Source organism: Sphingomonas plantiphila, from assembly GCF_046000505.1.
Lineage (GTDB): Bacteria > Pseudomonadota > Alphaproteobacteria > Sphingomonadales > Sphingomonadaceae > Sphingomonas > Sphingomonas plantiphila.
In genome coordinates this window covers 225154-249729 of record NZ_JBELQC010000002.1, presented here as the reverse complement: position 1 = coordinate 249729, position 24576 = coordinate 225154, and the positions used below count along the sequence as shown (strand labels likewise).

Sequence of the window (24576 nt, the reverse complement as noted above, 5' to 3'; positions counted from 1 at the left end):
GGTATGGCGCCGTCGCTCAACCGGCGCCCCGGATTTTCGCGGCGGGCGCAATATGGGCTCTTCATCGGTTATGTCCTCGCGGTCGGCGGCGCGCTGATCGCGGTGGCCTTGCTGTTGCTTTCGACGCTCAACCCGCCGGCCTTCGCAGTCGTCCGTGGCGCCTTTTCCGAAGTCACCACTCCGATCGCTTCGGGGCTGGACTGGATGCGCCGCGGCATTTCCAGCGTGCCCGGCGGCGTGTCGAGCTTCTTCGGCGTGCGCTCGGAAAACGCCCGGCTGAAGGCCGAGCTTGAAGCGAACCGCACGCTGGTGGATCGCGCGCGCGTCGTCAGTCAGGACAACCGGCGCCTGCGCGCGATGCTCAAGCTGCGCGACCGTGTCGCCAACCCGGTCGTCGCCGCGCGGCTCGTCTATGCGACGGGATCGAGCACGCGTCGCTTCGCCACGCTCAACGCCGGCAGCTGGCAGGGCGTTCGCGTCGGCCAGCCCGTCCGCGGTCCCGACGGGCTGATCGGCCGCGTCATCGAGGTCAGCCCCAATACCGCGCGGGTCCTGCTGATCCTCGACCCCGAAAGCATCGTACCGGTACGCCGGATCAAGGACGGGCTGCCGGCAATCGCCGCCGGGCGCGGCGACGGGATGATCGAAATCCGCTCGGCGGGTGCAGCGCAAGTTCTCTTCGAACCGGGCGACGGCTTCGTCACGTCGGGAACGGGTGGCATTTTTCCGCCCAATATCGCGGTCGCGATCGTGACTGCACGCGCGCGCGACATCGCTCGGGCACAAGCGACCGTCAGCCCCGACACCCTGGACTATGCGCTGGTCCAACAATCCTTCTTCCCCGAAGCGAGCGGCATCCGGGCGCGGGAAGCGGCGCCGCAGTGAGTGGGAGCCCCTATCTGGGTCTCGGTCGCCCCGACACCTCAAGACGCGCCACTTGGCTTGCCCCGCTAACCATTGTCCTGGGATCGCTGGTTACACTGATCCCCTTCAAGGCATCCTTCCCGATCCTGCCGCCGTTCGGCTTGCTGATGCTGCTCGCCTGGCGGCTCCATCGGCCCGATCTGCTCAAGCCCTGGGCTCCGGTCCTGCTCGGCTTTGCCGATGACCTGGTCAGCGGACAGCCGCTCGGCAATTCGATGTTTCTGTGGACGGTGTCGTTCATCGCCATCGATGTGCTAGATACGCGCATCGTGTGGCGTGATTTCCTTCAGGACTGGCTGCTGGCAGCCGGAGCGATCGGTTTCTGCCTGATCGGCGGACGGCTGATCGCCTCGCCGCTCGGATCGCATGTCGATACGATGCTGCTGATCCAGATTCTCATCTCGATCGCCTTGTTCCCGCTGGCCTCGCGGCTCGTCTCCCGGCTCGATCGACGGAAGCGTTCGCTATGAACGGCCCGGTCCGGATGATTACGGAGGCCCAGCAAAGCTACAGCTTTTCGCGCCGCGCCATGGTGCTCGGCGGAGGTCAGGCGGTCCTGGGCGTCATTCTCGCTGCGCGCATGACCTGGCTCTCGGTGTACGAGAATGACAAGTACAAGCTGCTTGCGGAGAGCAATCGCGTCAACATGACGCTGGTCCCGCCGCGACGCGGCTGGATCGTCGACCGCCACGGCGTTCCAATCGCCAACAATCGTACCGACTTCCGCGTCGACATCATCCCGGACCGGCTGGAAGACAAGGATCGCGTGCTGGGCGCGCTGCGCGGGCTGCTTTCGCTCACCGCGGAAGATATGGAGCGCATCACGAAAGATTTGAAAGGGGCGGCCGGCTTTCGCCCGGTGCAGGTTGCCGAAAATCTCGACTGGGAACGCTATGCGGCGGTCAGCGTCCGGCTGCCCGAACTTCCCGGAGTGGCGCCGACCCGCGGCTTCGCGCGCAACTATCCCGCGGGCGCGGCGGTCGGCCATCTGATCGGCTATGTCGGCACAGCCACCGCCGAACAGTTCAAGGAAAGCAAGGACCCCCTGCTGCTCACACCCGGCTTCAAACTGGGCAAGGATGGCGTCGAAAAGACGATGGAAGACCGGCTGCGCGGCAAGCCGGGGGCGAAGCGGGTCGAGGTCACCGCGCGCGGCAAGCTGGTGCGCGAACTGGCCACCCGCCCCGACGAGCCGGGCCAGACGTTACGCCTGACGATCGACGCCGGGCTTCAAGAGTTTACGGCGCGCCGCTTGGGCATCGAGTCGGGATCGGTGACGGTCTTCGACGTCACCAATGGCGACATCCTCGCCATGGTTTCGATGCCCGCCTATGATCCGAACGCCTTTTCGGACGGGATCAGCACCGCCGAATGGAAGATGCTGTCGGAGGACGACCATCTTCCGCTGATGAACAAGACGTTCCAGGGCCTCTACCCGCCCGGATCGACGTTCAAGCCCGCAACCGCGCTCGCCATTCTGGGCGAGGGTGTGAACCCGGAACGCGTGGTCTATTGCAATGGCGGCTATCAGCTCGGCAATCGCCGGTTCGGTTGCCTCGGACGGCATGGCCCGATGACCATGCACACGGCTATCGCGCGCAGCTGCAACACCTATTTCTACACCATCGGGCGCGAAATCGGGATCGATCCGATCGCGGCAGCGGCGCGCAAGCTCGGGTTCGGCGAAGAGTTCGAACTGCCCGTGCCGTCGCAGCGCTACGGAACCGTTCCGGACACGGCCTGGAAACGTCGGCGCTACAAACAGGATTGGACCCAGGCCGATACGCTGAACGCCGCAATCGGTCAGGGATATGTGCTGGTCAGCCCGTTTCAGCTCGCGCTCGCCGCCGCGCGGATCGCGTCCAGCCGCACACTGATGCCATCGCTGGTTCTCGGCAACCCCAAGCCCCCGCTGCGCCTCGACTTCCCGGAAGAGCATCTCGCGATCGTCCGCGGCGGTATGGACGAAGTCGTGAACGGTCGCGGCACCGCCGGGGCCTCGCGCCTCCCCTTCGACGATATCCGAATGGGCGGCAAGACCGGCACTGCGCAGGTGCGGCGCATCATGGATGCCAATCGCGGCCAGGGCGGCGAGTGGAAGTATCGCGACCACGGCCTGTTCATCTGCTTCGCACCGGTCGACAATCCGCGCTACGCCGCTTCGGTGGTGATCGAGCACGGCATGGGCGGCTCGCGTGCGGCAGCGCCGGTGGCGAAGGACGTGCTGACCTGGCTGTTCGACCGCCAGAAGGCGTTGGACTCGCTCGCCCGGTTCGAAGCGGGCTGGGGCGGCGACATCCGCACCCGCATGGCCGCGAAGGAAGCCGCGTTTCGCGCGGCCCAGGGGCTGCCTCCGCTCCCCCCGTCCGCATCCCCCACTCCCGAGCCTGCTCCCACGAGCATGCCGGACGCCGGCGCCGCGCGATGAGCCATATCGGCCCCGGCTTCGTCCCCGCCCCCGTCATGCGCCTCCCCTGGGGCGCACTGCTGCTGGTCATGGCGATCGGCGGGTTCGGCACCGCGATGCTCTACTCCGCCGCGGGCGGCAGCTTCGGGCCCTGGGCACTCAGCCACGGCGCGCGCTTTTCGGTTTTCCTTGCGATCGCCCTCGCCATGTCGCGGGTGCCCGTGGACTGGTATCGCCAGATGGCATTGCCGGCCTATGGCATCTGCCTCGTGCTGATCATCCTCACTGAATTGATCGGTCACGTCGCGGGTGGTGCGCAAAGCTGGCTCGACCTCGGCTTCATGCGTCTGCAGCCATCGGAGCTGATGAAGCTCAATCTCGTGCTCGCGCTCGCCCGCTTCTACGAGATGCTTCCCGCCGGCGAGACGCGCAAGTTCGGCGCGATCTGGCCCGCCGCGATCATCATTCTGCTTCCCGCCGCGCTCGTGCTCGTCCAGCCCGACCTCGGCACCGCGATGATGATCATCGTGGGCGGGGCGACCATGATGTTCCTGGCGGGCGTCCCCGTCCGCCTGTTCATCGCCGGCGCATTCGCGGCGGCGGTCGCGATCCCGCTGATGATCAACTACGGCATGCAGGAATATCAGCAGAAACGGGTGCTGATCTTCCTAAACCCGGAACAGGACCCGCTCGGTGCGGGCTACCACATCACTCAGTCCAAGATCGCGATCGGCTCCGGCGGCCTGTTCGGAAAGGGGTTCGGCAACGGCACCCAGGTGCACCTCAACTATCTTCCCGAGGGGCATACGGATTTCGTCTTCGCGCTGGTTGCGGAGGAGTTCGGCCTTGTCGGCGGGGTGGCGCTGATCACTGCCTTCATCGCATTGTGCCTGTGGGCGATCGGCGTGGCGACCCGCGCCAACAGCAAGTTCGAGCGCCTGACCGCCGCCGGGATCGCCGCGACGATCTTCTTCTATGTCGCGATCAACCTGCTGATGGTGATGGGTCTCGCTCCCGTCACCGGCATTCCCCTCCCGCTGGTCAGCCATGGCGGCTCTTCGATGATGACCGTGATGCTGGCGATCGGCATTCTGTTCGCGATCGACCGCCAGAACCGTCAGAACGCCCGCACCGCCCGGTGGTAGCGGTTTTTTGCAGAAAGGGTGTTGCAATCCCCTTTTCCGCCCGCTATCGGCGCCACTCCCGAACGCGGCACGCGACTTTCAAGACGCCCCCGCCCCCGGAATGGACGCATAGCTCAGTTGGTAGAGCAGCTGACTCTTAATCAGCGGGTCCTAGGTTCGAGCCCTAGTGCGTCCACCATTTCCTTTCAGTCACTTAGTTTGGTCGTTACCAACAGTTGGCCTCGAAGAGCCGTCGCTGGGGTTTTTTGTACCGTAGGCCGGGCCGATTCCCGAGGGGACTGATACGATCTGCCCTCAAAAACCAGCTGGTCGCATAGCGTGCCAGACGCTCGGCCGACATGTGCGCGTAACGACGCACCATCGACTCCGGCTTCCAGCCTCCAAGTGTTTAGGCTTCCTCGTCCATCATATCGCAAAGCGCGCGCCTGAAATCGGTTCCGCCCTCTGGCCGTCTCACAACCGAAGAAAGACCTGCCGCGAAACCACATTTCTCCCTGGCCGTTGACCAGACCGGATACGCAACAAACGGGGGAATGGCGCATGGATATTTCGGAGGCCGATCAGCCGAGGCCAAGCCGGTTGCGCGCACGGCTGGTCGTCAATCCGCCGGTATTCTTCGTGTCCGCAGGGCTCATCATCGCCTTCGCACTGCTGGGCGCCCTCTTTCCGGAGCGGGCCCGCAGCTTGTTCTCGGCAGTGCAGGCGACGATCGTCGCGGACTTCGGCTGGCTCTACATCGCCGCGGTAGCCGGCTTCCTGATCTTCGTCATATTCCTCATGTTCAGCCGCTATGGCGACATCAAACTCGGGCCGGACGACAGCGAGCCGGAGTATAGCTATCTTTCCTGGTTCGCGATGCTGTTCAGCGCTGGAATGGGGATCGGCCTGATCTTCTTCGGGGTTGCCGAACCCGTACAGCATTATGCGCTGCCTCCGGTCGGTGAGGGCCGGACGATCGAAGCTGCACGACAGGCAATGGTGCTCACCTTCTTCCATTGGGGCTTGCACGCCTGGGCGATCTACATCGTGGTTGGGCTTGCGCTCGCCTATTTCGCGTTTCGTCGGGGGCTGCCGCTGACGATCCGTTCGGCGCTCTACCCGCTCATCGGTAAGCGAATCTATGGCCCGATCGGCCATGCAATCGATATCTTCGCGGTGCTGGGAACGATGTTCGGGGTCGCGACTTCGCTCGGCCTTGGCGTCTTGCAGGTGAATGCCGGGTTCGCACATTTGTTCGGAGTGCCCACCGGCACCCTGGTGCAACTCGTCCTGATCAGCGTGATCACGGGTCTGGCCACGCTTTCGGTGGTCCTGGGGCTCGACCGAGGCGTCAAGCGCCTGTCGGAACTCAACATCATACTGGCCGGCCTGCTCCTGCTCTTCGTGCTCTTCGCAGGCTCGACCGTGTTCCTGCTTCAGGCGTTCGTCCAGAATATCGGCGCCTATCTGGGCGCGGTCGTCCAGCGGACCTTCCGCATGTACGCGTATGAGCCGAATCCGTGGCTGGGCAACTGGACCCTGTTTTATTGGGGCTGGTGGATCGCGTGGTCGCCGTTTGTCGGCATGTTCATCGCTCGCATTTCCCGCGGACGCACCATCCGCCAATTCGTCGCGGGGGTCTTGCTGGTGCCCGTGCTCTTCACGTTTCTGTGGATGACCGTCTTTGGAAATACGGCGATAGCACTGGATTTCTCGGGTGCCGCTCCGATTGCCCAGACGGTTGCCGACAATCTGCCGGTTGCCCTTTTCGAGAGTCTGGAACAGCTCCCGCTCGCCACCATCACCGCGGGCATCGCGACACTGCTTGTCATCACGTTCTTCGTGACCTCGGCAGATTCGGGCGCGCTCGTCATCGACATGATAACGTCCGGCGCATCGGCCAACTCGCCGGTGTGGCAGCGCGTCTTCTGGGCGGTCAGCGCGGGTGGCGTGGCGGCGGTATTGCTGATTGCGGGCGGTCTGGAGGCGCTGCAGACCGCAGCGATCGCTAGCGCCCTGCCCTTCGTCGTCGTGATGATCTTCATCAGCTATGGTCTGCTGCGCGCTTTGCAGACGGAAGGCAAAGGCGCGCCCCTGGATCTTTCCGAAGATGGAGTTGAGGCGTCCAGCGAGCCGAAGCTGAGTTGGGAACAGCGGCTCGCTACGATCTTGCGACACCATGACCGCCGGGAGGTCCTGGATTTCCTCGCGGATGTCGCCGGACCAGCGCTGGACGCGGTCGCCGCGCAACTGCAGCAGAGCGGGATGGTCCCGCAAGTCGAACGCGGTGAGGACTTCTCGGAGCTGCGGATCCCGCACGGCGAACTCGAGGCCTTTCGATACGTGATCCGTATTCGCGGATTTCGCGTGGCGAGTTTCGCCTGGGCCGCCAGTGCCAAGGAAACGCTGCAGGAAAAACGCCACTTCCGCGCCATGGCGCATTCGTCGGGAGAGAGCTCGGCACATGACGTGACAGGCCATTCACCCGATCAACTCATCAACGATCTTCTCAACCGATACGCACGGTTCAGGCAACAACGGCGGCTCACCTAGCGCATGGAGTCAAGGGCGAGCGTATCAATTTTGCGCGAGCCAGCTAAAGGAGCAACGATGGCGGCGAGGAGGCCGTGAATCACCTCACGCCTCCGTCCGCAAGTCAGAGTACAAGATCTAGTCGGGTCGAAGAGCCGAGAGCCGACCATCGGCCTCCGCCGCGCAGATCCAGACCATCGTCTTGTACGCGAACTCCAGCCGGTATCGCCGCCGGCCATCGGCAAGAACCTCAACCAACTCGATCCCGCGCAACGGCCCGACCCCACGCAGCATCGCGCGTGTAAAGGGTGAGAACAGGCTCGCGGCGGCTTCTTTACCCGAAGGCGCGAAGGCCAAGACGGGGTCCTCTCCTGCGGCCGCCTTGGTCATTGCGAGACGCAGGTTCGCGGCGACTGCCGGCCGCCCGTCGGAAATCGCCGGCACGCGGGGTGGTGCGGGGAGATAGGTGTCGAGGATCGCCTCAGCGAGCAGAGGGTGGAGCAGCTGCTGATTGGTGAGCGCGATCACCGTTAGCTGCCTCCCCTCGATCCGCACAATATCGGCAAGTGCGGGGCCGCCGCTATGTCCCGCGGTCTGGACACCGCGATAGGTACCGACGACCCAGCCGAGGCCGAACGAAGACTTCTTTCCCTTGGCCAATTCACCCGGCGCCTCCAGTTCCCGAATGCTTTCCGGACGGAGCACCCTCCCCGCATCCATCGCTACGAAGAAGTTCGCCAGGTCCTCGATGGAGGTATAGAGTCCGCCCGCGCCATAGCCTTGCGGCGCAAAGAAGAAGTCGCTGGTCGTCAGGCGGCTGTCTCGCAGGCCATAGACAGATGCGCGGCGCGGCAACACCTCGCCGATACGAACAGAACCATCGTCGGTCGCCATGGCGAAGCCCGTCGATCCCATCCCCAGCGGTGCGAACAGCTCCTCCGTCAGGAGCTGTGGCAGCTGGTTGCCGCCAGCCTTTTCCAGAATGGCGCGCAGAACGGTAAAGTCGGTAAAGCCGTAACGCGCCTCCGTGCCCGGCACATAGGCAAGCGGCGTCTGCATTGCCTTGGCGATGATCTCCTCCACCGTCGCCTGGCGAGACGCCCCCCATTGCTCGGCAAGTCCGGAGCTATGATTGGCGAGCTGGCGCACGGATATCGTTGCCCAGCTGTGCGGCGCGTCGGGAAACCAGCGCGTCAACGGATCGTCGAGGCCGACCTTGCCCCGCTCGACCAGCCGCATCAGCAACACGCCAGTGAACATCTTGGTCACCGAAGCGAGCTGGAACCGCGTATCCCGTCCGACAGGCGCGGACCATTCCAGATTTGCGATGCCGTAGGTGCCGATCTTCACGATCCGGCCGTGATCGACGATGGCGACGGCAGCGCCAGGGATCGTGTTCAGCGCCATCTGTCGGCGCACGATCGCATCGACCGCGTCGCGCACGGCAACGCTGGACTCCGAAGGTGCGCGATCGAAGGACGCCTCCTCGGCCAGGAGCTGGGAGGGCATCGTGGCAAGGAAGATCGCGCAAGCCGCACGGACCATTCGCGTCATAAAGATCCTTCAGGATGAGAAACCGATTCCGCGGTCGAAAAGGAGGCGTGGCAGAGCCACGCCTCCCAGTGACATCAGAAGTCGACCTTCGCGCCGATGCGGAAATATCGACCCATGATATTCGGCCCGGCCCATGCGGGATTATAGCCATAGGAACCATAAGCCGCATTGGGATCGAACGGCGCCTTCGTATCGAACAGGTTGAGGACGTTGAGCGTCAGCGCGAACTTGTCGTTGATCCTGTGCTGAACCGTCAGGTCGACGTTCCAGATATCCTTCGAGCGGCACTGCGCCGGCGTGCCATCGTCATAGGTGGCGGACGTGGCGTTGATCGCGCTTTCGCAATCGAACGGCGTCGCGCCATAGTCCACCGACGCCACGTGATAGCCCGCAGTGTAATAGGCGGTGGCCGTGACGCTGGTCCCCCCGAACTGAACGGTGTTCTGCCAGCTTCCCCGCCAACGTGGCGATCCCGAGCAGGACGTGACGTTGCATGGGCTCAGCGTATCCTCATAGCGCTGCGGCTCCGATGCCTCGCCCGTGAACGGGTCGACCAGCGTCAGATGGTTCTTGTCCAGATACGAAACTTCGAACCCGCTGAACCAGCGAATGCCGTCGGTCACATCCAGCTTGGCGTTCAGACCGACATCGATGCCCTGCACCACCTGCCGGTTGGCGTTGGCGTAGGACGACTGGATGAACCCGATATGCGGCAGCGCATTCGGATTGGCGGGATCGACCACACCGGGCGTCACGACGAACCCCGGGATGTTCACCACGCCGTTGTTCTTGTAATATTGTTCGATCACCGGGCCGATATTGGTCACGCCGACGATCAGGTCCTGGACCTTGATCCGCCAGAAATCGACCGTGAGGCTCACCCCCCGGACCGGCTCGAACACCACGCCCGCCGTCAGGCTTTCCGAACGCTCTGGCTTGAGCGCGGGGTTGCCGACGCTCGTCTGACCCACCGAAAAGGCCGAGGTCGCATAGGCGTTGTTCCCGTGCGCCGCGCAGAAGGCCGCGTAATTCTCACAGAAGGTCGTGTTGCCCCCCTGGGTCACGAAACCGGTCGTCGGCAGGCCATAGGCTTCATTGAACGACGGGATGCGGAAGCCCTTCGACCAGGTGCCGCGCAGCGCGAGCTGACGGATTGGCGTGAACTTCGCGCCGACCTTGGGAGAGAAGTTCTTCTGCCCGCTCGAATAGGAGTCGTAACGTCCCGACAGGTTCAGCTCGACCATGTCGAGCGCGTCTGCCTGCAGTTCGCCATAGGCCGAGAAGACCCGGCGGCTGCCCGAGGTACCGACCGAATTGATCGTGTAGTACCGGTCATAGGGATGCGCGTCATTCTGTGGATTGGCGCTGGGCGCATCGATCGCTTCATAGCGATAGGAGACGCCGGCTGCGGCATTCGCGCCGCCGTCCGGCAGGGTGAACAGCTGCCGCGTCACCGTCGCATTCGCCTGCCACAGATCCGAATTCGAGACGGTCAGGCTGTCCGGGCTGATATAGTCCAGCACCGCCTGCGAGTTCGCGCTCGGGTTGCGGAAGTTGAAGGTGCCGCGTGCGATGACGTCCATTATCCGCTGCGGGATCAGATAGCCGCTCTGGGTGCGCGTCAGCTTCGAATTCGCCGCGACGAAGTTCGCCGAATAGTCGAACCCGGCCGCACTGCCCGACATGCCGAGCACGCCGCGCAGCGTTCGCGAAACCGCTATGTTCGTCGTCGGAACCTCCGAACGATAGGCCACCTGGGCGGTCTGGCCATTCGCCGCATAGGGGTTGTTCGGATTGAGCACGCCATTGGTGGCGTCGCATCCGGTATTGAGGCCGTTGAGCGTGCCCTTGCCGCTTGCGCAGACATAGACCGGCAGGATCGCATAGTAGACGGCCGCACCGCTGGTCGGATTGGTCGGCCGGCCGGCGAAGCTGAGCGGCGCCGAAGAGATGAACGTCGACGTCTTGTAGTAATTCGCCTGCGCGTAGAATTGGTGCGAGTCCCCGACATTGACGGTGAACCGCGATGCCACCCCGAACCGCTCGACGTCTGGCAGCAGCATGCCGTACTCGCCATTCTGGTTCACTTCGCACACGCCGCTGGTCGGCGCCTCGGTGCTGGCCTCAAGCTGGGCCGCGGTGAGCGTGCGCAACGTCCCGCGCGAACCGCAGCCCAGATCCGGATTCAGATAGGTGTAGCGGCCCGACGCGACCGAGGCGCCAGGCGTGAGTACCGGCCGGATCATCGCGACACCCGGAACCGAAAAGAGCGGCGTGACGCTGCCGTCGGGGCTGACCCCGTTCCAGTTGCCATTGTGCAGGCACCCACCATTGGCGTTGCAGATGCGGCCCCAGTCCAGCGTGTTGTAGGGAAAGCCGCGATCGCGCACGTACAGCGGATCCTGCTTCATATATTCGCCGCTGACGTAGAAGTTGAAGCCCTGATCGTCCAGGTCGCCATAGCCCCAGGTCAGGTCGCCGCGCCGCTCCCCCGCGTCCCCGCGCTGCGAGACGCCGGCCGAGAGGTTGGCGTGCAGGCCCTGGATTTCCTTCTTGGTGATCACGTTGATCACGCCCGCGACCGCGTCAGCGCCATAGGTTGAGGATGCACCGTCCTTCAGCACGTCGATACGCTCGATGGTCGCGCTCGGGATCGTATTGAGGTCGACGAAGTTGCGCTGCCCGTCATCCGCCAGCGGATAGGCGGCCATGCGCAGGCCATCGAACACGGTGAGCGTCGACTGCACGGTAAGGCCACGAAGCGAGATCGCACTCGCGCCGACCGCGAAATTGCCGCCGGCATTCCAGCCTTGGGTAATCGTGCCGGCATTGCCGGCCGAGAGCCGCTGCACAGCCTCCGTCACGGTGTTCAGGCCGCGCTGCTCCAGCGTTTCGGCGGACAGCACGGTGACCGGAGACGGCGTCTCGGCATCGGTGCGACGGAACAACGAGCCGGTGACGACGATCTCCTCGCCCGCTTCGTCCGCCTGCGCCCCCTGCGCTTGCGTGTCCTGAGGGATCGCCGCCGGATCGCTGGCGTCCTGTGCATGTGCCGGAGCCGCAATGAGGATCAGCCCCACCGGCATTGCGCAGCACAGCGCCGTGGAGCCGATCAACAGACGGTGAAACAGCGTGCTTCTCTTCTTCATCTTGTGTCCTTTTCTGGCGGATCGCCAATCGTGCAGGCTCCCTGAAGCCCTGCCTGCGAGGTTCTTTCGCATTGCATGCGTCGCGCGCGCGGGGTTCGCCCTTCGATGGGTGTCAGCCGCCCGGAAGAGCGACGATCGTTGGGATCACCTGGCGACACTCGCCGCGGAACGCCCGCCATCGGGAGCGGACGCGACTGGAGTTTGAGAGTGGGTCTGCGCCCGTGCTTTCGTTTCGCGACCAAAACGGCGCATGACGCGACGAGCGCAGCCCCTGCAGTGACATACTAGTCGGGGCGGGCCCCGGTCGGCGGGCCATCCATGGCTTTCTCGCCGGGATCGAAGACGAACGTCATCAGCAAGCCCTAACGACCAGACCCACCCGTCACGCGTGGCTCAGCAGGCGTCGGCCGGCGCCGTGGTCTTGCTGCTCTCGGCGACGCTCACGCCGGTGTTGATCGCCGTGCCCGCAACGGCGCCGCCATAGCCCCCGATCAGTCCGCCTCCCACCATGTTGGTGAGCCCGGTCTTGCTGGCGGCTTTGAGGATGCTGCCCAGGCCGAAGCCCTTTTTCTTCTTCGGTTTGCAGGGGGTCGCTTCGGCGACCTCCGTCGCACCCTGGCGCGTGACGGTCGCCGCGCCCGAGGCGCTGGTCTGGGCCTGGCTTCCCGGGGCAGTGGCCATGGGATCGGCGGGGGCCTCCTGGGCGATAAGGGGCACCGGCGTGACGACAAGCAGCATCGCGCCGCAGCGGCTAAACATGGTCATGTCTTTCTCCTGAAGGAAACGGCGCGCTGCGCCGGACGCGTTTGCCTGCGCGACAGGCAGGCGTGACTCGAGCGGAGGGCGACCAAGTCGGCCCCCGCTGCGTCAAAAGCCGCCAGGGTCAGCTCAGCAGCGAAGCGATCGCCGCCATCGTCGGCAGTTCGCGACAGCGCAGCGACGGCTCACGCGCTGCGTCTGCCGCAACGCCATTCTTGACGAGCGTCTGCCCGGCGCTCTGGGCGCTGTAGAAATTCATCAGATAGGCCTGACGCTCGACCGGCGTGTTCGCGACCAGCGTCTTGTGACCGGCAAGAAAGGTGTCGCGCACTGCCTTGCGAAAAAGGGCGCGGGTGGGAGGCGCCGCCGCCCCTCCATAATCCTCCCCATCCGGCGCGGGCATCTGGCCGAAACGCGCCTTCGCCACGGCTTGGGCGAGCCCCGCGCAGGCGAGGAAGCGGTAGGAATCGGCCTTGTAGAAATAGCCGACCGTGCGTGGCGGCATCCATTCGGGGCGAATGCGCGGCGAGGCCGGCTGCAGCATCGATGGCACCGGGATTTGCAGCCGCGTCGTGAGCATCGGTCGAAGCGCGGCAATCTGCGGATACTCGAAGCAGCGGACTCTGCGCGAGTCGAGCGCGGCGTATCCGATCCCGGCTCGGACCTTCGCCAGGGCTTCGAGTTGATCGCTGTCGTGGTACCAGCCCTGGAAATCGATATGCGTGTACTTTGCTCGTGTCGCGCCGAGCGTCTCTGCCGCATCGTACAGGGCGAACGTCGCCTGGGCATAGGCATGGCGCTCTCGAGTGTCGGCGGCCGGCATACGCGGCGTATCGACGGTCGTTTGGCCCCATTCGGCGCGCAGGCGCGGGTCGGCATGATCGATGCCGCCGAAATAGAGCTTGCCGACCGCTTCCATCAGCGCCGCGCAGCGCAGCCGCCGAGCGACGACGGGGTCCGCTTGATACGGGTTGCGCGAGGCGATGGGCCAATAGTCGGCTGTCACCGGCCCCGCCGTGGCGGGGGCGGCGGCAAGGAATGCCGCGGCGAGAAGGAATGAGCGCATGGCGTATCTGTCCGATTATCGTAGGAGAATTGGAGGGACGGTCCAAGGCCGTCAGGCTTGCGCCGGCTCTGCGGAACTCGCGGCGACGCCGTCTAATCCTTTGCGGGCAAGTGCCGCAGGATGCGCGGGCAACCAGTGTTTGAAGCCGGTTGCCCGCAGCTTCCGATCTGAGGGACTGATCGGAAGCGAACCTGCTTGCGCCGCTTTGCATCCCGCATCTCCGGTCGACACGCGCCTTGCGACGAAGTTCGATCCTGGCACGGTGGCATCGACGAAAGCCGCCTGGGGAGGGATGGAGAGGCTGGGTCAGGTCAGCTCGTCGATCAGCAATTCCCAGCCGCCGCGGTCGCGGCGCCAGATCCGAACATAATTGGCGGGCGCACCGGATTCGGGCAGCAACCGGCCATAGCTGACTGCCAGGGCGCCATCTGCCGAAATGCGGGTCCCCAGGCGGTCGACCCCGGTGAAACGCTGGGCGTCGGACGCAAGGACGCTCGCCTCGGACTTGCCGAGCGGACCGCGCCCTGGGCGAAGAAGATAGCCGTCCGCGGCAAGTGTCGGCAGCAGCCCGGAGAGCCCCCTGTCGAGATAGGCTCTATTCAGCGCTCGCTCAACGTCCTCCAGTTCGTCCACTCCGGCGCCTTCCTGTGGCGGCAAATCGCCGAAAGCGAAGCGTTGAACCGAAGTTACGCTCGGCAACGAACGATCTGCTGAGGCTTGGGGTGGCAGCCCGTGATCGAGAAACCAGCGCCAGCGACCGTCGGCTCCGCGCGACCAGATTGTCAGGAACTCGCCGGTGGTCACCCGGCTGCCCAGAGCCATGCGGTAGGGGCCGCTGGTGAAACCGAGATCGCCGGATCGCGCCACCCCCGCCAGGCGCGGCCGCCACTCGAGGGTGAGGCCCGGGGTATCCTGCTGTTTGGCCAAATACTCCGTTGCGGGCACCGGCTCAGGCGTGAGCAGAACGCTATCCTGAGCGGCATGGGCACGGAAGGCGGGCGTGATCCCCTCGCGCATCGCGTCGGCTGCAAAAGCCGCCTCGGCAGCGAGCAGACTGGCGAACGCGTCCTGCTGCGCAAAGGCCATGTGCGGCTGTAACATGACGGTCGCGACAGCAACCGAAGCGATAGCGGCGCGGCGCGCCCATCGGGCAATCCTGATCATGGCCAATGCTCCCCATGGGCGGCAGGATCACCAACCGCGCCGCGACCAAAACCGTTTCAAATGCGACGAAACTAGAGGCCCAGGCTCTTCACGACTTGACCTTGGTAGTTCGGGCCGACCTGAAGTCGCGTGCCGTCGGCGAGCAACAGCCGCAGCAGCCCCTTCCCCGGCCGTTCGACCTCCGTCACGGCGCCGATGCGAACCATATGGGATCGATGCACCCTGACGATCACGCTCGGATCGATACGCTGCTCGATCTCGTTCATCTTGGCGCGCATGATGTAGGATTTGTACGGCGTGTTGAGCAGCACATAGTCGCGCGCCGCCTCGATCCGGTCGATCGTGTCGATCGGCACACGGACCGATCCCTGACGGCCCGGGACCCAGATGCCCGAATCATAGGTGCCGCGCGGGAGCGGCGGTTCCACATCGTCGCGCAGGTCCCGCGTGACCAGCTTGAGGTCCGTGACCCTGCCCCCAGCGGCCAGCATGCTCAGCCGTCGCCGAACGCGTTCGATGGCGATACGCAGCCGATCGAAGCTGACGGGCTTGAGCAGATAGTCGACCGCCTCGACGTTGAAGGCATCGAGCGCGAATTGATTGAATGCGGTGACGAACATGATCTCGGGCGGACGCGGGGTTCCCGCCAGAGCCTTCGCCAGATCGATGCCAGAGAGGCCCGGCATCTGGATATCGAGGATCGCGAGGTCCGGCTTGAGCGAGGTGATCTTTTCGCGTGCCTGAACCCCATCGCTTGCCGTCCCGACGATCTCGACATCGGGGATCGCACGCAAGGCGAAGCTCAAGCGTTCGAGCGCGAGCGGCTCGTCGTCCACCAGCAGGATGCGCATCACTCCGCCGCCCGCAGCAGACTGTGTATTCTTAGCGGGAGAACCAGATGCACCGTGAACCCATGTTCGTTCGCTCGCACATCCATTCTGCCACGCTCGCCATAGAAGGCGGAGATGCGCTTGCGCACGTTTGCCAGACCGACGCCAAGCCCCCCCGGCTTTGCGTCCAGCGCGTGCTTGCCACCATCCTGCACCACAAGCTCCAGCGAGCCGTCGATTTCGCGCGCTCGCAGCGCGAGGGTGATGCAATCTCGCGACGGCGCCACGGCATATTTAACGGCGTTTTCGACTAGCGGCTGTAGCAAGAAACTGGGCACCATCGCGTCCAGCAGCGCAGCCGGGCAATCGAACTCGACATGGAGCCGATCCCCGAAACGCGCGGATTCGATGTCGAGATAGGATTGGGCGTTGGCGAATTCCTCGTCGAGCGTGATTTCTTCTTGTGGATCGGTCTCAAGCGACAGGCGCAGGAAATCGGCGAGCTTCATCGTGACGCGCTCGGCCTGTGCGTTGCGCCCGGTCACGATGAGCGAGGAGATCGCGTTCAGCGTGTTGAACAGGAAGTGGGGGTTAAGCTGGAACCGTAGCGCAGCCAGCTGCGCATGGTGCGCGGCTTCATTTGCTTCAGCCAGGCGGCGCTGCGTGTCGCGCACCGCCATGTCGCTCAGCGTCAGGCCCCAGGCGGTCGCGTAGAAGCCATAGATGAAGACGAAGGGCATGAGCCCGCGATTGAAGAGTTCCGAGACTGCCGGAGACCTGTGCGCAACCTCGAGCGCGTAGGTCCGAACCTGCCAGGCATCGACGAATCCATGTGCCAAGGCGATCGCGAGCGCAGATGCGACGATCAGCGGAACGCGCAGACGGCGCGGAGCTCGCCGGCACATCCAGATGATGCCGGCCAGCACAGCCGAGAATGCGAGGCCGCAGAAAAAGGTCTCGGCGAGCAGCACCTTGTACGGCGCCGGAAACGGTCCGCCCTCGACGATGTCTTCCGCCGACCACAGCACGAGTGCGACCAGCCACAGGAATATCGTCAGTCCCGCCGCGATCCACAGCTCGCGAGACCTCATGCCGGGCGGGAGAATATCGCGCATAGGTGCGAACATAACAGAGTTTGCCTGCGTGACGATCATTTCAGAACGGCGCTGCAACCGCGGTCACGGATCAGACGCCAGCGTTCGCAGCGAAGGCTGACGCCGCTCCCGCATGCACGCGGCATGCGACGAACGCCGATTTCGTCGCGATGAAAACGGACGAGCCGGCCCGGGCGATAGACCCGAACCGGCTGCATTCCACGGACGTTTCGCTCAGAAGCCGATCGTCACACCCGCATTTACGTTGTGCCGCGCGGTGTCGCCGAACTGGTTGCCGACCCCGGAGCCAAATTCGCCGGTGTAGCTCACGTTGAGACGGATGTTCTGCGAGACCGACGCCGTCAGGCCGAGGCCCAGTCGTGCCGCGGTTTGCCCGCGATCGGCAGCGACGGCGATCGCCGCGCCACCGGCCGTCGCATCGGTATAGGATGCCCAGGCAACGCCGTTATCGCCGCTGAACTGATGGCGTACACCCGCCTCCGCCCAGGGCTTGATCCCACCGAGATCGAAGCTCACGCCGATCGCCGCGTCGCCGAACAGCGCGTCGCTACGCTTCTTGCCCAGGGCGAGCGCGAAGTCAGACCCCGTCTCGTTGACCGCATCGCGCCGCCCCTCGATATAGCTCAGGCCAACGCGCGGCTCGATCCGGGCGGAACCCAGCGCGATCGGATAGCTCGCCGACAGATCGGCAGCGAGGCCGCCCAGATCGTAGCGCGAGTATGCCACGCTATCCAAGACGGTCCGCTCCGCCTTGGCATTGGTCAGATCGTAGGCGAGAAGCGCGCGCAGGTCGAAACCGGCCACTTCCCCGCTCGCCGACACGCCCAGTTGGACCCCATCGAGCTCGGAGGAAGCGCCAAGGCCCTCCAGCTTCTGGGTTGTGGAAATGGTCCCGATGAACGCACTCACCCGCGCGCTCTCCGAGAAGCCGTAACCGAACCCGCCGAGCAGACCACGGCTGTCGCTGCGCAGATCGTGCGAGCCGTAATAGGCGTCCCCGCCCAGCGCGCTCTCCTGGTACAGCCCCTGGGCGAAGCCGTGGAAGCCCACCAGACCCTTGTTCGCCTTGTCGATGTTGCGCATCGTATCGACGAGCAGCAGCCCATTCTCCACGCTGGCCTGGTCGGCGGCGGCATAAGCCTCGGGACTGAGCTGGGCGAAGCCGGACTGGCGCGACGCACCGTTGGTCTCGACCAGCCCCGGCAGTGCCGCGGTGAAGGCTTGCACCATCTCGCCGCCACCCAGCACGTCATTGGCATAGCGGATCGAATCCCGGGCATTGAGGCCGAACGCCGCATCGTCCTGGAACTCGCCGACGAGCTGAATGCGGTTGCCGCGCGTGGCAACGAAGCCGAACACCGTCTCCGACTTGTTGATCGTCGTGAAGCCCCCCGTGATGCCGCCCTGCGCCACCACCAGATCGAGCGCGCCGCCCGGAGTCGACTGCAGGATTCCCGTGATATCGAGCGTGGCACCGGTCTGGATGGTCATCGTCCCCGAGATGTTCAGGAGGTCGCTGCCGGTCGGCGCCACTTCGAGGAGCAGGTTCGAGCCGTTGGTGAACAGCACGTTCCCGTTGACCGTCATCGTGCCCGGCGAGGCGCCCGGCGAAAGCGTGCCGCGCACTTCGATATTGGCGTTGACCGTGCCCGCCGAGCCGAACGTCGCGCCGTGGCTGACGACCAGCGTCTTGGCCGACGAGATCGTGGTGCCCGCTTGGCCGATCAGCCGGCCGCCGGTCACCGAGACCGTATCGTAGCTCACATTGTTGGTCAGCGAGACGACGCCGCCCGCGACGTTGAGCGCCTCGAAGTCCGCATAGCCCTGCCCGTTCCAGCTTGTCGGCGCCGCATAGGTACCCGCGGTATCGAACTCGAGCGTGTCGTATCCGGACCCGCCGGTCGCGGTGCCGGTGATCGCCGCGAGATGGCCGAGGGTGAGGCGATCGTTGCCCGCCCCGAGCGCGACATCGCCGACGACAGTGCCCTGGACGTTCAGCTGGTTGGCACCCTCATTGCCCGCCAGCGTCGGCACGACCAGGGTCGAGCCTGCCGCGACGGTCATCTTGGCGCCGAACAGGTCGACCACGTCGAACTGCGCATCGCGGTCGATGACCAGCTCGCCGGCACCGCCCGACTCGAGCTCCTCGAAGCCCGTGACGTTGACGCTCTGCAACTTGCGGACGGTGTTGGCCGCCTGGTTGAGCACCAGGCGATCGGTGCCTTCGCCGCCGTCGATCGCGCCGCCGAGCGTGGAGCCGCTCGACAGTGTGAGGACATTGTCGCCCGCTCCGAAATTGGTGTGCCCCGCCGTGATCGCGCTCCCTGCAGCCAGGGTCAGATCGCCCTGATCCACCGAGATCGTCTGGAAGCTGCCGTTGCCGGTGATCGCCAGCGTCCCACCGCCGTTCGCCACGATGTCCTCGAAATTGAGGATGTTGGCCGTGGCGAGCGTCGCGGTCTGGTCGGCCTGCGTGTTGAACACCAGCGTGTCGTTCCCGGCGCCGCCGTTGACGGTTCCCAGGATCGAGCCGCCATCGACAATCAACTGGTTGTCGTTCTCGTCGAAGTTCAGCGTCTGATCGGCGCCGATCGTACCGCCGAGGGTCAGCGCGGAGCCGCCCGCGATGTTGATCGTCTCGAAGCTGGCGATCCCCCCGGCGATCTTCGCCTCGCCCGTCAGGTTGAGGTTGAGCACGTCGTTGCCCGCCCCGCCGTCCAGCGCGCCGGAGAGCGTTCCGATCAGGCTCATGGTCAGCGAATCGTCCCCGCCGCCCAGCGACACGCCGCCGGTGAGCGCGGTATTGAGGATCACCGATTGCGCGCTGTCGTCGCCGATGATGTTGCCGATATGATAGTCACCGCTGCCTTCGTTGAGCGTCAGGTCGGCCCCGTTGCGCAACGTCACCGTGTCGAAGTTCTGGTTCATCCCGATGGTCAGCCGCGCGTTGCCCGAAACATCGAGCGACTCGAAATTGGTAACGTTGGGCAGGTCGCTCGTGTCCTGCGTGATCTGGAACGCGACGGTGTCGATGCCGTCGCCGCCGTCGATCAGGCCCGTCGCCGTGCCGCCGGCGAGCACTAGCCGGTCATCGCCCGCGCCAAGATCGATATCGCCCTCGACCACGCCACCGGCATTCAGCGTGACGGTATCGTTCCCGCCGCCCATGTCGAGCCCGCCGCCGATCGTGCCGGAAACGGTCACCGATTCCGCCGCATCCGACCCGGCGAGCGCGATCGCGCCCTGGGTCTGGAAACGCGTGCCGGCAACGACCGTGACGTTGGAGCCCGCCATGCTCAACGTTTCCAGATCCGTGGTGCCGCGGATCGTGATCGAGCCACTGCCGCGCTGGCCCAGAATCTCGAACTCGCGGAACTGGTCGAAGTTGATCGTGCCGCCACCGGTGGCGTCGACGATCAGCGTATCGTTGCCCGCCCCGCCATAGGCGGTGCCCGTGAAGGTACCCGAGGCGGCATAGACAAAGCGGTCATCGCCTTCCCCAAGACGCAGATCGCCCTGGAGCGTGCCGTAATTCTCGAACACGTCGTCGCCATCGGCCAGATCGACATTGCCGATGATCGTGCCGCCTGTGAGGTTGCGGACCATGTCGGTGGTGTTGATCGTCTGGATGCCGCCGGCAATGCTGTAGCTGCCGCCCTCTCCTTCAGCGCCATTTGGCGCCTTGAGAAGCACGCCGGCCGCGTCGAAATAGCGGTCGTCGATGACGGTGTCCGCGCCTCCACGGATTGTGCCGAGATTGTTCAGCTCGAACAGGCGGAGCGCTGCATCGACGCTGGTGCTTCCATAGCCTTCGTCGTCCAGCCCGGCGATCAGCAGCGCAGTCGACATTGCGCCTGTCGCCTCGATCGAGCCGCCTGCGGCGTTCGTGATGCTGGTGACGCCATGATCCCCCATCAATGTGGCGAATACGCCCGTTGCAAGGCTCGGCGACGATCCGACGTTGCTTCCGCCGCCATTGGCCAACACCTTGCCGCTATTCACGAACGTGCCTGTGCGCGTGGTCTCGGGGTCGATGCAGTCCTTGTCGTCGATGCCGCCCAATGCAGAGAGCAACAGACCCGTCCCGCTCAGGCCGGTCGCCGCGATCGTGCCGCTATTGGTGACGTCATAGCTGTAGCCGGTGATGCTTGCGCCCGTCGCATAATTGCCTGCCGCAGAGATCGAGCCACTGTTGTTCGCCTTCACGCCGCCGAATTCGCTGTAGAGCACCAGCGCCTCGCTGCCGGCGGCCTGGGCGCTGATCGAACCCGTATTCGAAAAGTCGATGCTGGCGCCGTCCGCCGCAAGCGACGAATCATCGCCATAGGTTTCCGCCGCAACGAACACGCCGCGGCCTTCGGTCGAGCTGATTGCACCACCGTTGGTCATGGTGAACGCGCCGACACCGGTCCGGTCGATATAGACACCGTCCTTGCGCGCGCTGATCGATCCGCTGTTGTCGAACCGCGACAGCCCGTTGGACGCGAGCACGCCGTAATTCACGCTCTTCAGCGTAGCGTTGTTGATCAGGTGCAGGCTGGCGTCACCGCGCGGGTCGCTCGCCTCGATCGCGGCATAGGCGGCTTCCTCGTCCGTAACGTCGAAGTTTGCAGTGTTGGTCACGGTCCCGTCGCCGAGCACACGCAGACCCTTGCTCTGCGTCGTCGCGGCGGTGACGGTCACCTGGGTCGCCGCGCCAGACGCTTCGACGCCATGCAGTTCGAAGTCCGCGGGCATGACGTTGGTGCCAAGGTCGAAGCTGCCGCTGCTGGTAAAGGATCGGCCATAGGCGTCGATGCCCTCGCCGGCCGTCACCGTGCCACTGACATCGAGCGCGGCGCCGTTGCGGGTCAGGACGGTGTCGTCGCCCGCCCCCATGTCGAGGTTACCCACGATCTTGCCGCCATTGGCGACATACAGGTCTTCGCCCTCGCCCAGCAGGACGTCGCCGGTGATCGTCCCGGCATTTTCGACGATGTCGTTCGAATAGTCCGTTGCGACGATCGCCGCCCCCGCGGTTCCCGAAGCATTGTCGGTCTTGTGACCCTGGATCGTACCGGCCGCGTTGTTGACGAGGATGTTGGTACCGTATCCGGTCAGCTCGAGCGCATTATCGTGCGCGCTGATGATGTCGCCGCTGTTATAGACCTGCGAGTTGTCGAGTCGCAGGCCGACGCCCTGCATGTTCACGCGACCCACACCCAGATTGCTGCGATCGTTGGTGAAGCTGCTGTAGCGCAGATCGACGCCGAGCCCGAAATTCCCGACCTCGGCCGCCTTCGAATCCTCCCAGATCGTCGAGCGGTTCATGATCGTGCTGCCGTCCGCCTCGATCAGCACGCCATAGGCCTTGCCGCTCTTGCGCAGGTCGGTGCTGTTCGAAATCAGCACCTCGGTGCCGACACCCGTCTTGAGCGCGGTGCCCCCGGTGATGCCGATGAAGCCGCGCTGCGCGAACAGCTCGACGCGGCGGGCGTAGGTCGCATCGACGGCGATGCCTTCGGTCCCGCCGACTACGCTCGCGCCGATCACCAGGTCGAGGCCCTGGCTGCTGTCACCGAAGACACTGCCGGTCGAATTGCGCTCGACGATGATCGACGGGCGCGCATATCCGCCATTGTTGAATGCCATGTCGAGCACCACGCGACCGTCGCCAGCGACGCGCAGCAGGCCGTCATAGCTTTGATGGCCGCCAGTGCCGTCGAGCGGACCTTGCAGCGTCAGCACCGTGTCGGCGCCGGCCGCCTCATAGATCGTACCGCCGCTGAAGCCCGTTACGTTGCCCTGAAGCACCGCGAAGGTCTGCGTGCTTCCAGCGCGCGCCTGGAGGACGTTGTTGCCGTCGCCCATGTCGACCGTGCCGGAGACCAGGCCGCTGGTGTCGACGCTGCCGTCCTGCTTGAGGCGGCCAAGATCGACGACCAGCGTGTCGTTACCGGCGCCGGTCGACAAATTGCCCTGGATCGAGCTGCCTTCGGCCAGCCAAACCATGTCCTCGCCGCTGCCGCTCAACGTGACGTCGCCGACGATATTGCCCCTGTTGGCCAGCCGGGTGCCGGAAGGCCCCTCCGCCCCGATCGCGATCGCCGCGCCTGCGTCCGCGCGGATCTCCCCGTCGTTGATCACCGTGATCGGGCCGGTATAGCGGTTGGTATAGCCTGTGATCGCCGCATCCGCACCGCTGCTCGCGATCGTGCCGCGGTTGGTCAGGCTCGCGCCATAGGACAGGTCGACGGCATGCGCGCCGCGGATCGTGCCGCCGGTGTCGTTGACAAAATTGCCGTAGAGGGAAACCTCGAGCGCGACGCCATCGTCATTGTCGGTCGAGATCGTGCCGCTGTTGTAGCCGCTTCCGCGCACGCCCACCGCCGCGACGACCGCGCCTTGCGCATGGATGATGCCCTGGTTGACGAAGCCATATTCATTGTCGCCGAACCCAAAGCCGCCTGAATAGACGCCATAGGTGGCCTCACCCGCGAGATTGACCGTCCCATCGGCGGCGTTGACGAAGCGAGTATTGTACGCGCCGGCCTCGATCAACGCATCGGGAGCATCGACATCCGGGGTTTGCACGCCGGTGAAGTCGAGCGTGCCCCGATTGACGAAGGTCAGCGTCGAATAGTCGTCGCTGAAATCATTATATGCGCTGAGCGTGAGCCCCGCATCGGAACCCGAATATGTGAAGCTGGCGAGATTGGTGACCATGCCGGGGCCGGAGACGTCGAGCCCGCCGGTCAGCGTCTCGGCCGCGATCGTGACGTCGAGGTCGCAGCCGCACAGGTCGATGCCGTAGCGCTCGAAACCGGTCGGAAGCGCGCCCAGCGCGAAGCTGCCCGAGTTTGTGATCCGCAGGCCATAGGTGTCGGTGCCGCTGCCGCCGTCGAGACCTTCGGTCGGCCGGTCGGCCGTGCCGGCCGCCCCTGCTTCGCGCCAGAACGCGTCGTCGCCGTCACCCATCGCGATCGCGCCGGTCACGCTGCCGCCCAGGCGCTGGTAGAACTGGTCGCCGAACCGGCCCAGCGTCACGCCGCCGGCGATCTGCCCGGCATTTTCGATGCTCGCGGCATCGCGTACGTCGATCGCCGTGCCGCCGGCACTGCGGATCGCCCCGCTCGCGCCGTTGGTCAGATCGAGATAATCGGCCGAGATCGCCGGTGCCGTACCGTGCGCCTCGATCACACCGGTGTTCGAACCTTCGATCGACCCGACGGCGATCGTCGCTTCGGTCGCCGATGCGTTGGCGATTGTGCCAGTGTTGGTGAACGCGCCATACTCCGCGCGGACCGCCGACACGTCGCCCGCCGCGATCATGCCATCGTTGATCGTTGCGAACTGGCTTGCCGCGATCCCGCCCTCGACGCGCCCGCCGGCGCGATTGCGCAGCTCGACGCTCGACGCGCGCGCGTCAACCGCCGTGCCGCCGGTGCCGCGCAGCAGGCCCGAATTGTCGAGCTTGATGGCGTTGCCGTTGAAGGTGCCGTCATCACCGGGCTGCTGCACCGCATAGGCGCCGGCCAGCGTGCCCGTCCTGCCGATCTTGACGTCGAGGTCGACCAGGCCGCTGGCCAGCGAGACCGCCGACCCCTGGGAAAAGACGCCACCATTCACGATCAGCCGGCCCGGTGCGTTGAAGCGGAGCGCGGCATCGGTATTGGCTTGGCTCCCGACGGTCGCGCCGCCCTGTACGGTCACGGTCCCGTTCGGCACCGTCATCACGAACGGCTCGGACTGGCCCTCGCACACGACCTGCGCCTCGCCCAGGCACTCCGCGCGCGCCGCAGTCGACGACATGGCGATGGCGAGCGTCGCGGCGCTCATGAACAGGGCGCGGCGCCCCTTGCTGCCAGAGCGAGTGGGAAGACGGGTCGGAAACGAGATATGCGCCATGATGCTGCTCCAGTGCATGGGAGGCCGGCACGGAGTCGCGCGCCGGTATGAACAGCCGGGGCAGA

Annotated in this window: 13 protein-coding genes and 1 tRNA gene; 6 read left to right on the top strand and 8 right to left on the bottom strand. The window is 65.1% G+C overall.

What is annotated here, in order from left to right:
- Positions 1 to 3 precede the first annotated feature (3 nt).
- The 6 genes from mreC (at position 4) to ABS767_RS13310 (ending at position 7008) form a co-directional block, all read left to right on the top strand.
- The gene (gene mreC / locus ABS767_RS13335; protein WP_408079144.1) at positions 4 to 885 is read left to right on the top strand and encodes a rod shape-determining protein MreC; all 882 of its coding nucleotides are present in this window, start codon (positions 4 to 6) and stop codon (positions 883 to 885) included.
- Positions 882 to 1394: a rod shape-determining protein MreD gene (mreD, locus tag ABS767_RS13330; RefSeq protein ID WP_408079142.1), complete on the top strand. Its 513-nt coding sequence runs from the start codon at positions 882 to 884 to the stop codon at positions 1392 to 1394. The genes mreC and mreD overlap by 4 nt, the downstream gene beginning before the upstream one ends.
- A complete protein-coding gene (gene mrdA, locus ABS767_RS13325) occupies positions 1391 to 3352 on the top strand; it encodes a penicillin-binding protein 2 (RefSeq protein WP_408079140.1) in 1962 nt (653 codons plus the stop codon). The genes mreD and mrdA overlap by 4 nt, the downstream gene beginning before the upstream one ends.
- Positions 3349 to 4476, top strand: a complete 1128-nt coding sequence (rodA, locus tag ABS767_RS13320) for a rod shape-determining protein RodA (protein WP_408079138.1) — start codon at positions 3349 to 3351, stop codon at positions 4474 to 4476. Before mrdA ends, rodA begins: the two co-directional genes overlap by 4 nt.
- Before the next feature lie 102 nt (positions 4477 to 4578).
- A tRNA-Lys gene (locus ABS767_RS13315) sits at positions 4579 to 4654 on the top strand.
- A gap of 362 nt (positions 4655 to 5016) precedes the next feature.
- Positions 5017 to 7008: a BCCT family transporter gene (locus ABS767_RS13310; protein ID WP_408079136.1), complete on the top strand. Its 1992-nt coding sequence runs from the start codon at positions 5017 to 5019 to the stop codon at positions 7006 to 7008.
- A 117-nt stretch (positions 7009 to 7125) separates the two neighbouring features.
- Here ABS767_RS13310 and ABS767_RS13305 read toward each other — a convergent pair whose 3' ends face one another.
- From ABS767_RS13305 to ABS767_RS13270, 8 genes are all read right to left on the bottom strand, one after another.
- Positions 7126 to 8496, bottom strand: coding sequence for a serine hydrolase domain-containing protein (locus tag ABS767_RS13305; protein WP_408079134.1), 1371 nt, complete (start codon positions 8494 to 8496; stop codon positions 7126 to 7128).
- A gap of 119 nt (positions 8497 to 8615) precedes the next feature.
- Positions 8616 to 11690: a TonB-dependent receptor domain-containing protein gene (locus ABS767_RS13300; RefSeq protein WP_408079132.1), complete on the bottom strand. Its 3075-nt coding sequence runs from the start codon at positions 11688 to 11690 to the stop codon at positions 8616 to 8618.
- Between the two features lie 393 nt (positions 11691 to 12083).
- Entirely contained in the window at positions 12084 to 12455 is a 372-nt protein-coding gene (locus ABS767_RS13295; protein WP_408079130.1) for a hypothetical protein, read from the bottom strand.
- A 118-nt stretch (positions 12456 to 12573) separates the two neighbouring features.
- Positions 12574 to 13515 (bottom strand): hypothetical protein, encoded by a 942-nt coding sequence (locus tag ABS767_RS13290; RefSeq protein ID WP_408079128.1) that lies wholly within the window; start codon positions 13513 to 13515, stop codon positions 12574 to 12576.
- Between the two features lie 306 nt (positions 13516 to 13821).
- Complete coding sequence (locus ABS767_RS13285) at positions 13822 to 14679, bottom strand: hypothetical protein (RefSeq protein ID WP_408079126.1); 858 nt, start codon at positions 14677 to 14679, stop codon at positions 13822 to 13824.
- A 71-nt stretch (positions 14680 to 14750) separates the two neighbouring features.
- Entirely contained in the window at positions 14751 to 15530 is a 780-nt protein-coding gene (locus ABS767_RS13280) for a LytR/AlgR family response regulator transcription factor (protein WP_408079124.1), read from the bottom strand.
- Positions 15530 to 16663, bottom strand: coding sequence for a sensor histidine kinase (locus ABS767_RS13275; protein ID WP_408079122.1), 1134 nt, complete (start codon positions 16661 to 16663; stop codon positions 15530 to 15532). The genes ABS767_RS13280 and ABS767_RS13275 overlap by 1 nt, the downstream gene beginning before the upstream one ends.
- A 174-nt stretch (positions 16664 to 16837) precedes the next feature.
- A complete protein-coding gene (locus ABS767_RS13270; RefSeq protein ID WP_408079120.1) occupies positions 16838 to 24511 on the bottom strand; it encodes a hypothetical protein in 7674 nt (2557 codons plus the stop codon).
- Positions 24512 to 24576: the final 65 nt, after the last annotated feature.

Bases quoted from the DNA above. Each gene is read 5' to 3' on its own strand.
- mreC (WP_408079144.1), top strand. From the start codon at position 4: ATGGCGCCGTCGCTCAACCGGCGCCCCGGATTTTCGCGGCGGGCGCAA.
- mrdA (WP_408079140.1), top strand. From the start codon at position 1,391: ATGAACGGCCCGGTCCGGATGATTACGGAGGCCCAGCAAAGCTACAGC.
- rodA (WP_408079138.1), top strand. From the start codon at position 3,349: ATGAGCCATATCGGCCCCGGCTTCGTCCCCGCCCCCGTCATGCGCCTC.
- ABS767_RS13310 (WP_408079136.1), top strand. From the start codon at position 5,017: ATGGATATTTCGGAGGCCGATCAGCCGAGGCCAAGCCGGTTGCGCGCA.
- ABS767_RS13305 (WP_408079134.1), bottom strand. From the start codon at position 8,496: ATGCCCTCCCAGCTCCTGGCCGAGGAGGCGTCCTTCGATCGCGCACCT.
- ABS767_RS13300 (WP_408079132.1), bottom strand. From the start codon at position 11,690: ATGAAGAAGAGAAGCACGCTGTTTCACCGTCTGTTGATCGGCTCCACG.
- ABS767_RS13295 (WP_408079130.1), bottom strand. From the start codon at position 12,455: ATGACCATGTTTAGCCGCTGCGGCGCGATGCTGCTTGTCGTCACGCCG.
- ABS767_RS13290 (WP_408079128.1), bottom strand. From the start codon at position 13,515: ATGCGCTCATTCCTTCTCGCCGCGGCATTCCTTGCCGCCGCCCCCGCC.
- ABS767_RS13285 (WP_408079126.1), bottom strand. From the start codon at position 14,679: ATGATCAGGATTGCCCGATGGGCGCGCCGCGCCGCTATCGCTTCGGTT.
- ABS767_RS13280 (WP_408079124.1), bottom strand. From the start codon at position 15,530: ATGCGCATCCTGCTGGTGGACGACGAGCCGCTCGCGCTCGAACGCTTG.
- ABS767_RS13275 (WP_408079122.1), bottom strand. From the start codon at position 16,663: ATGATCGTCACGCAGGCAAACTCTGTTATGTTCGCACCTATGCGCGAT.
- ABS767_RS13270 (WP_408079120.1), bottom strand. From the start codon at position 24,511: ATGGCGCATATCTCGTTTCCGACCCGTCTTCCCACTCGCTCTGGCAGC.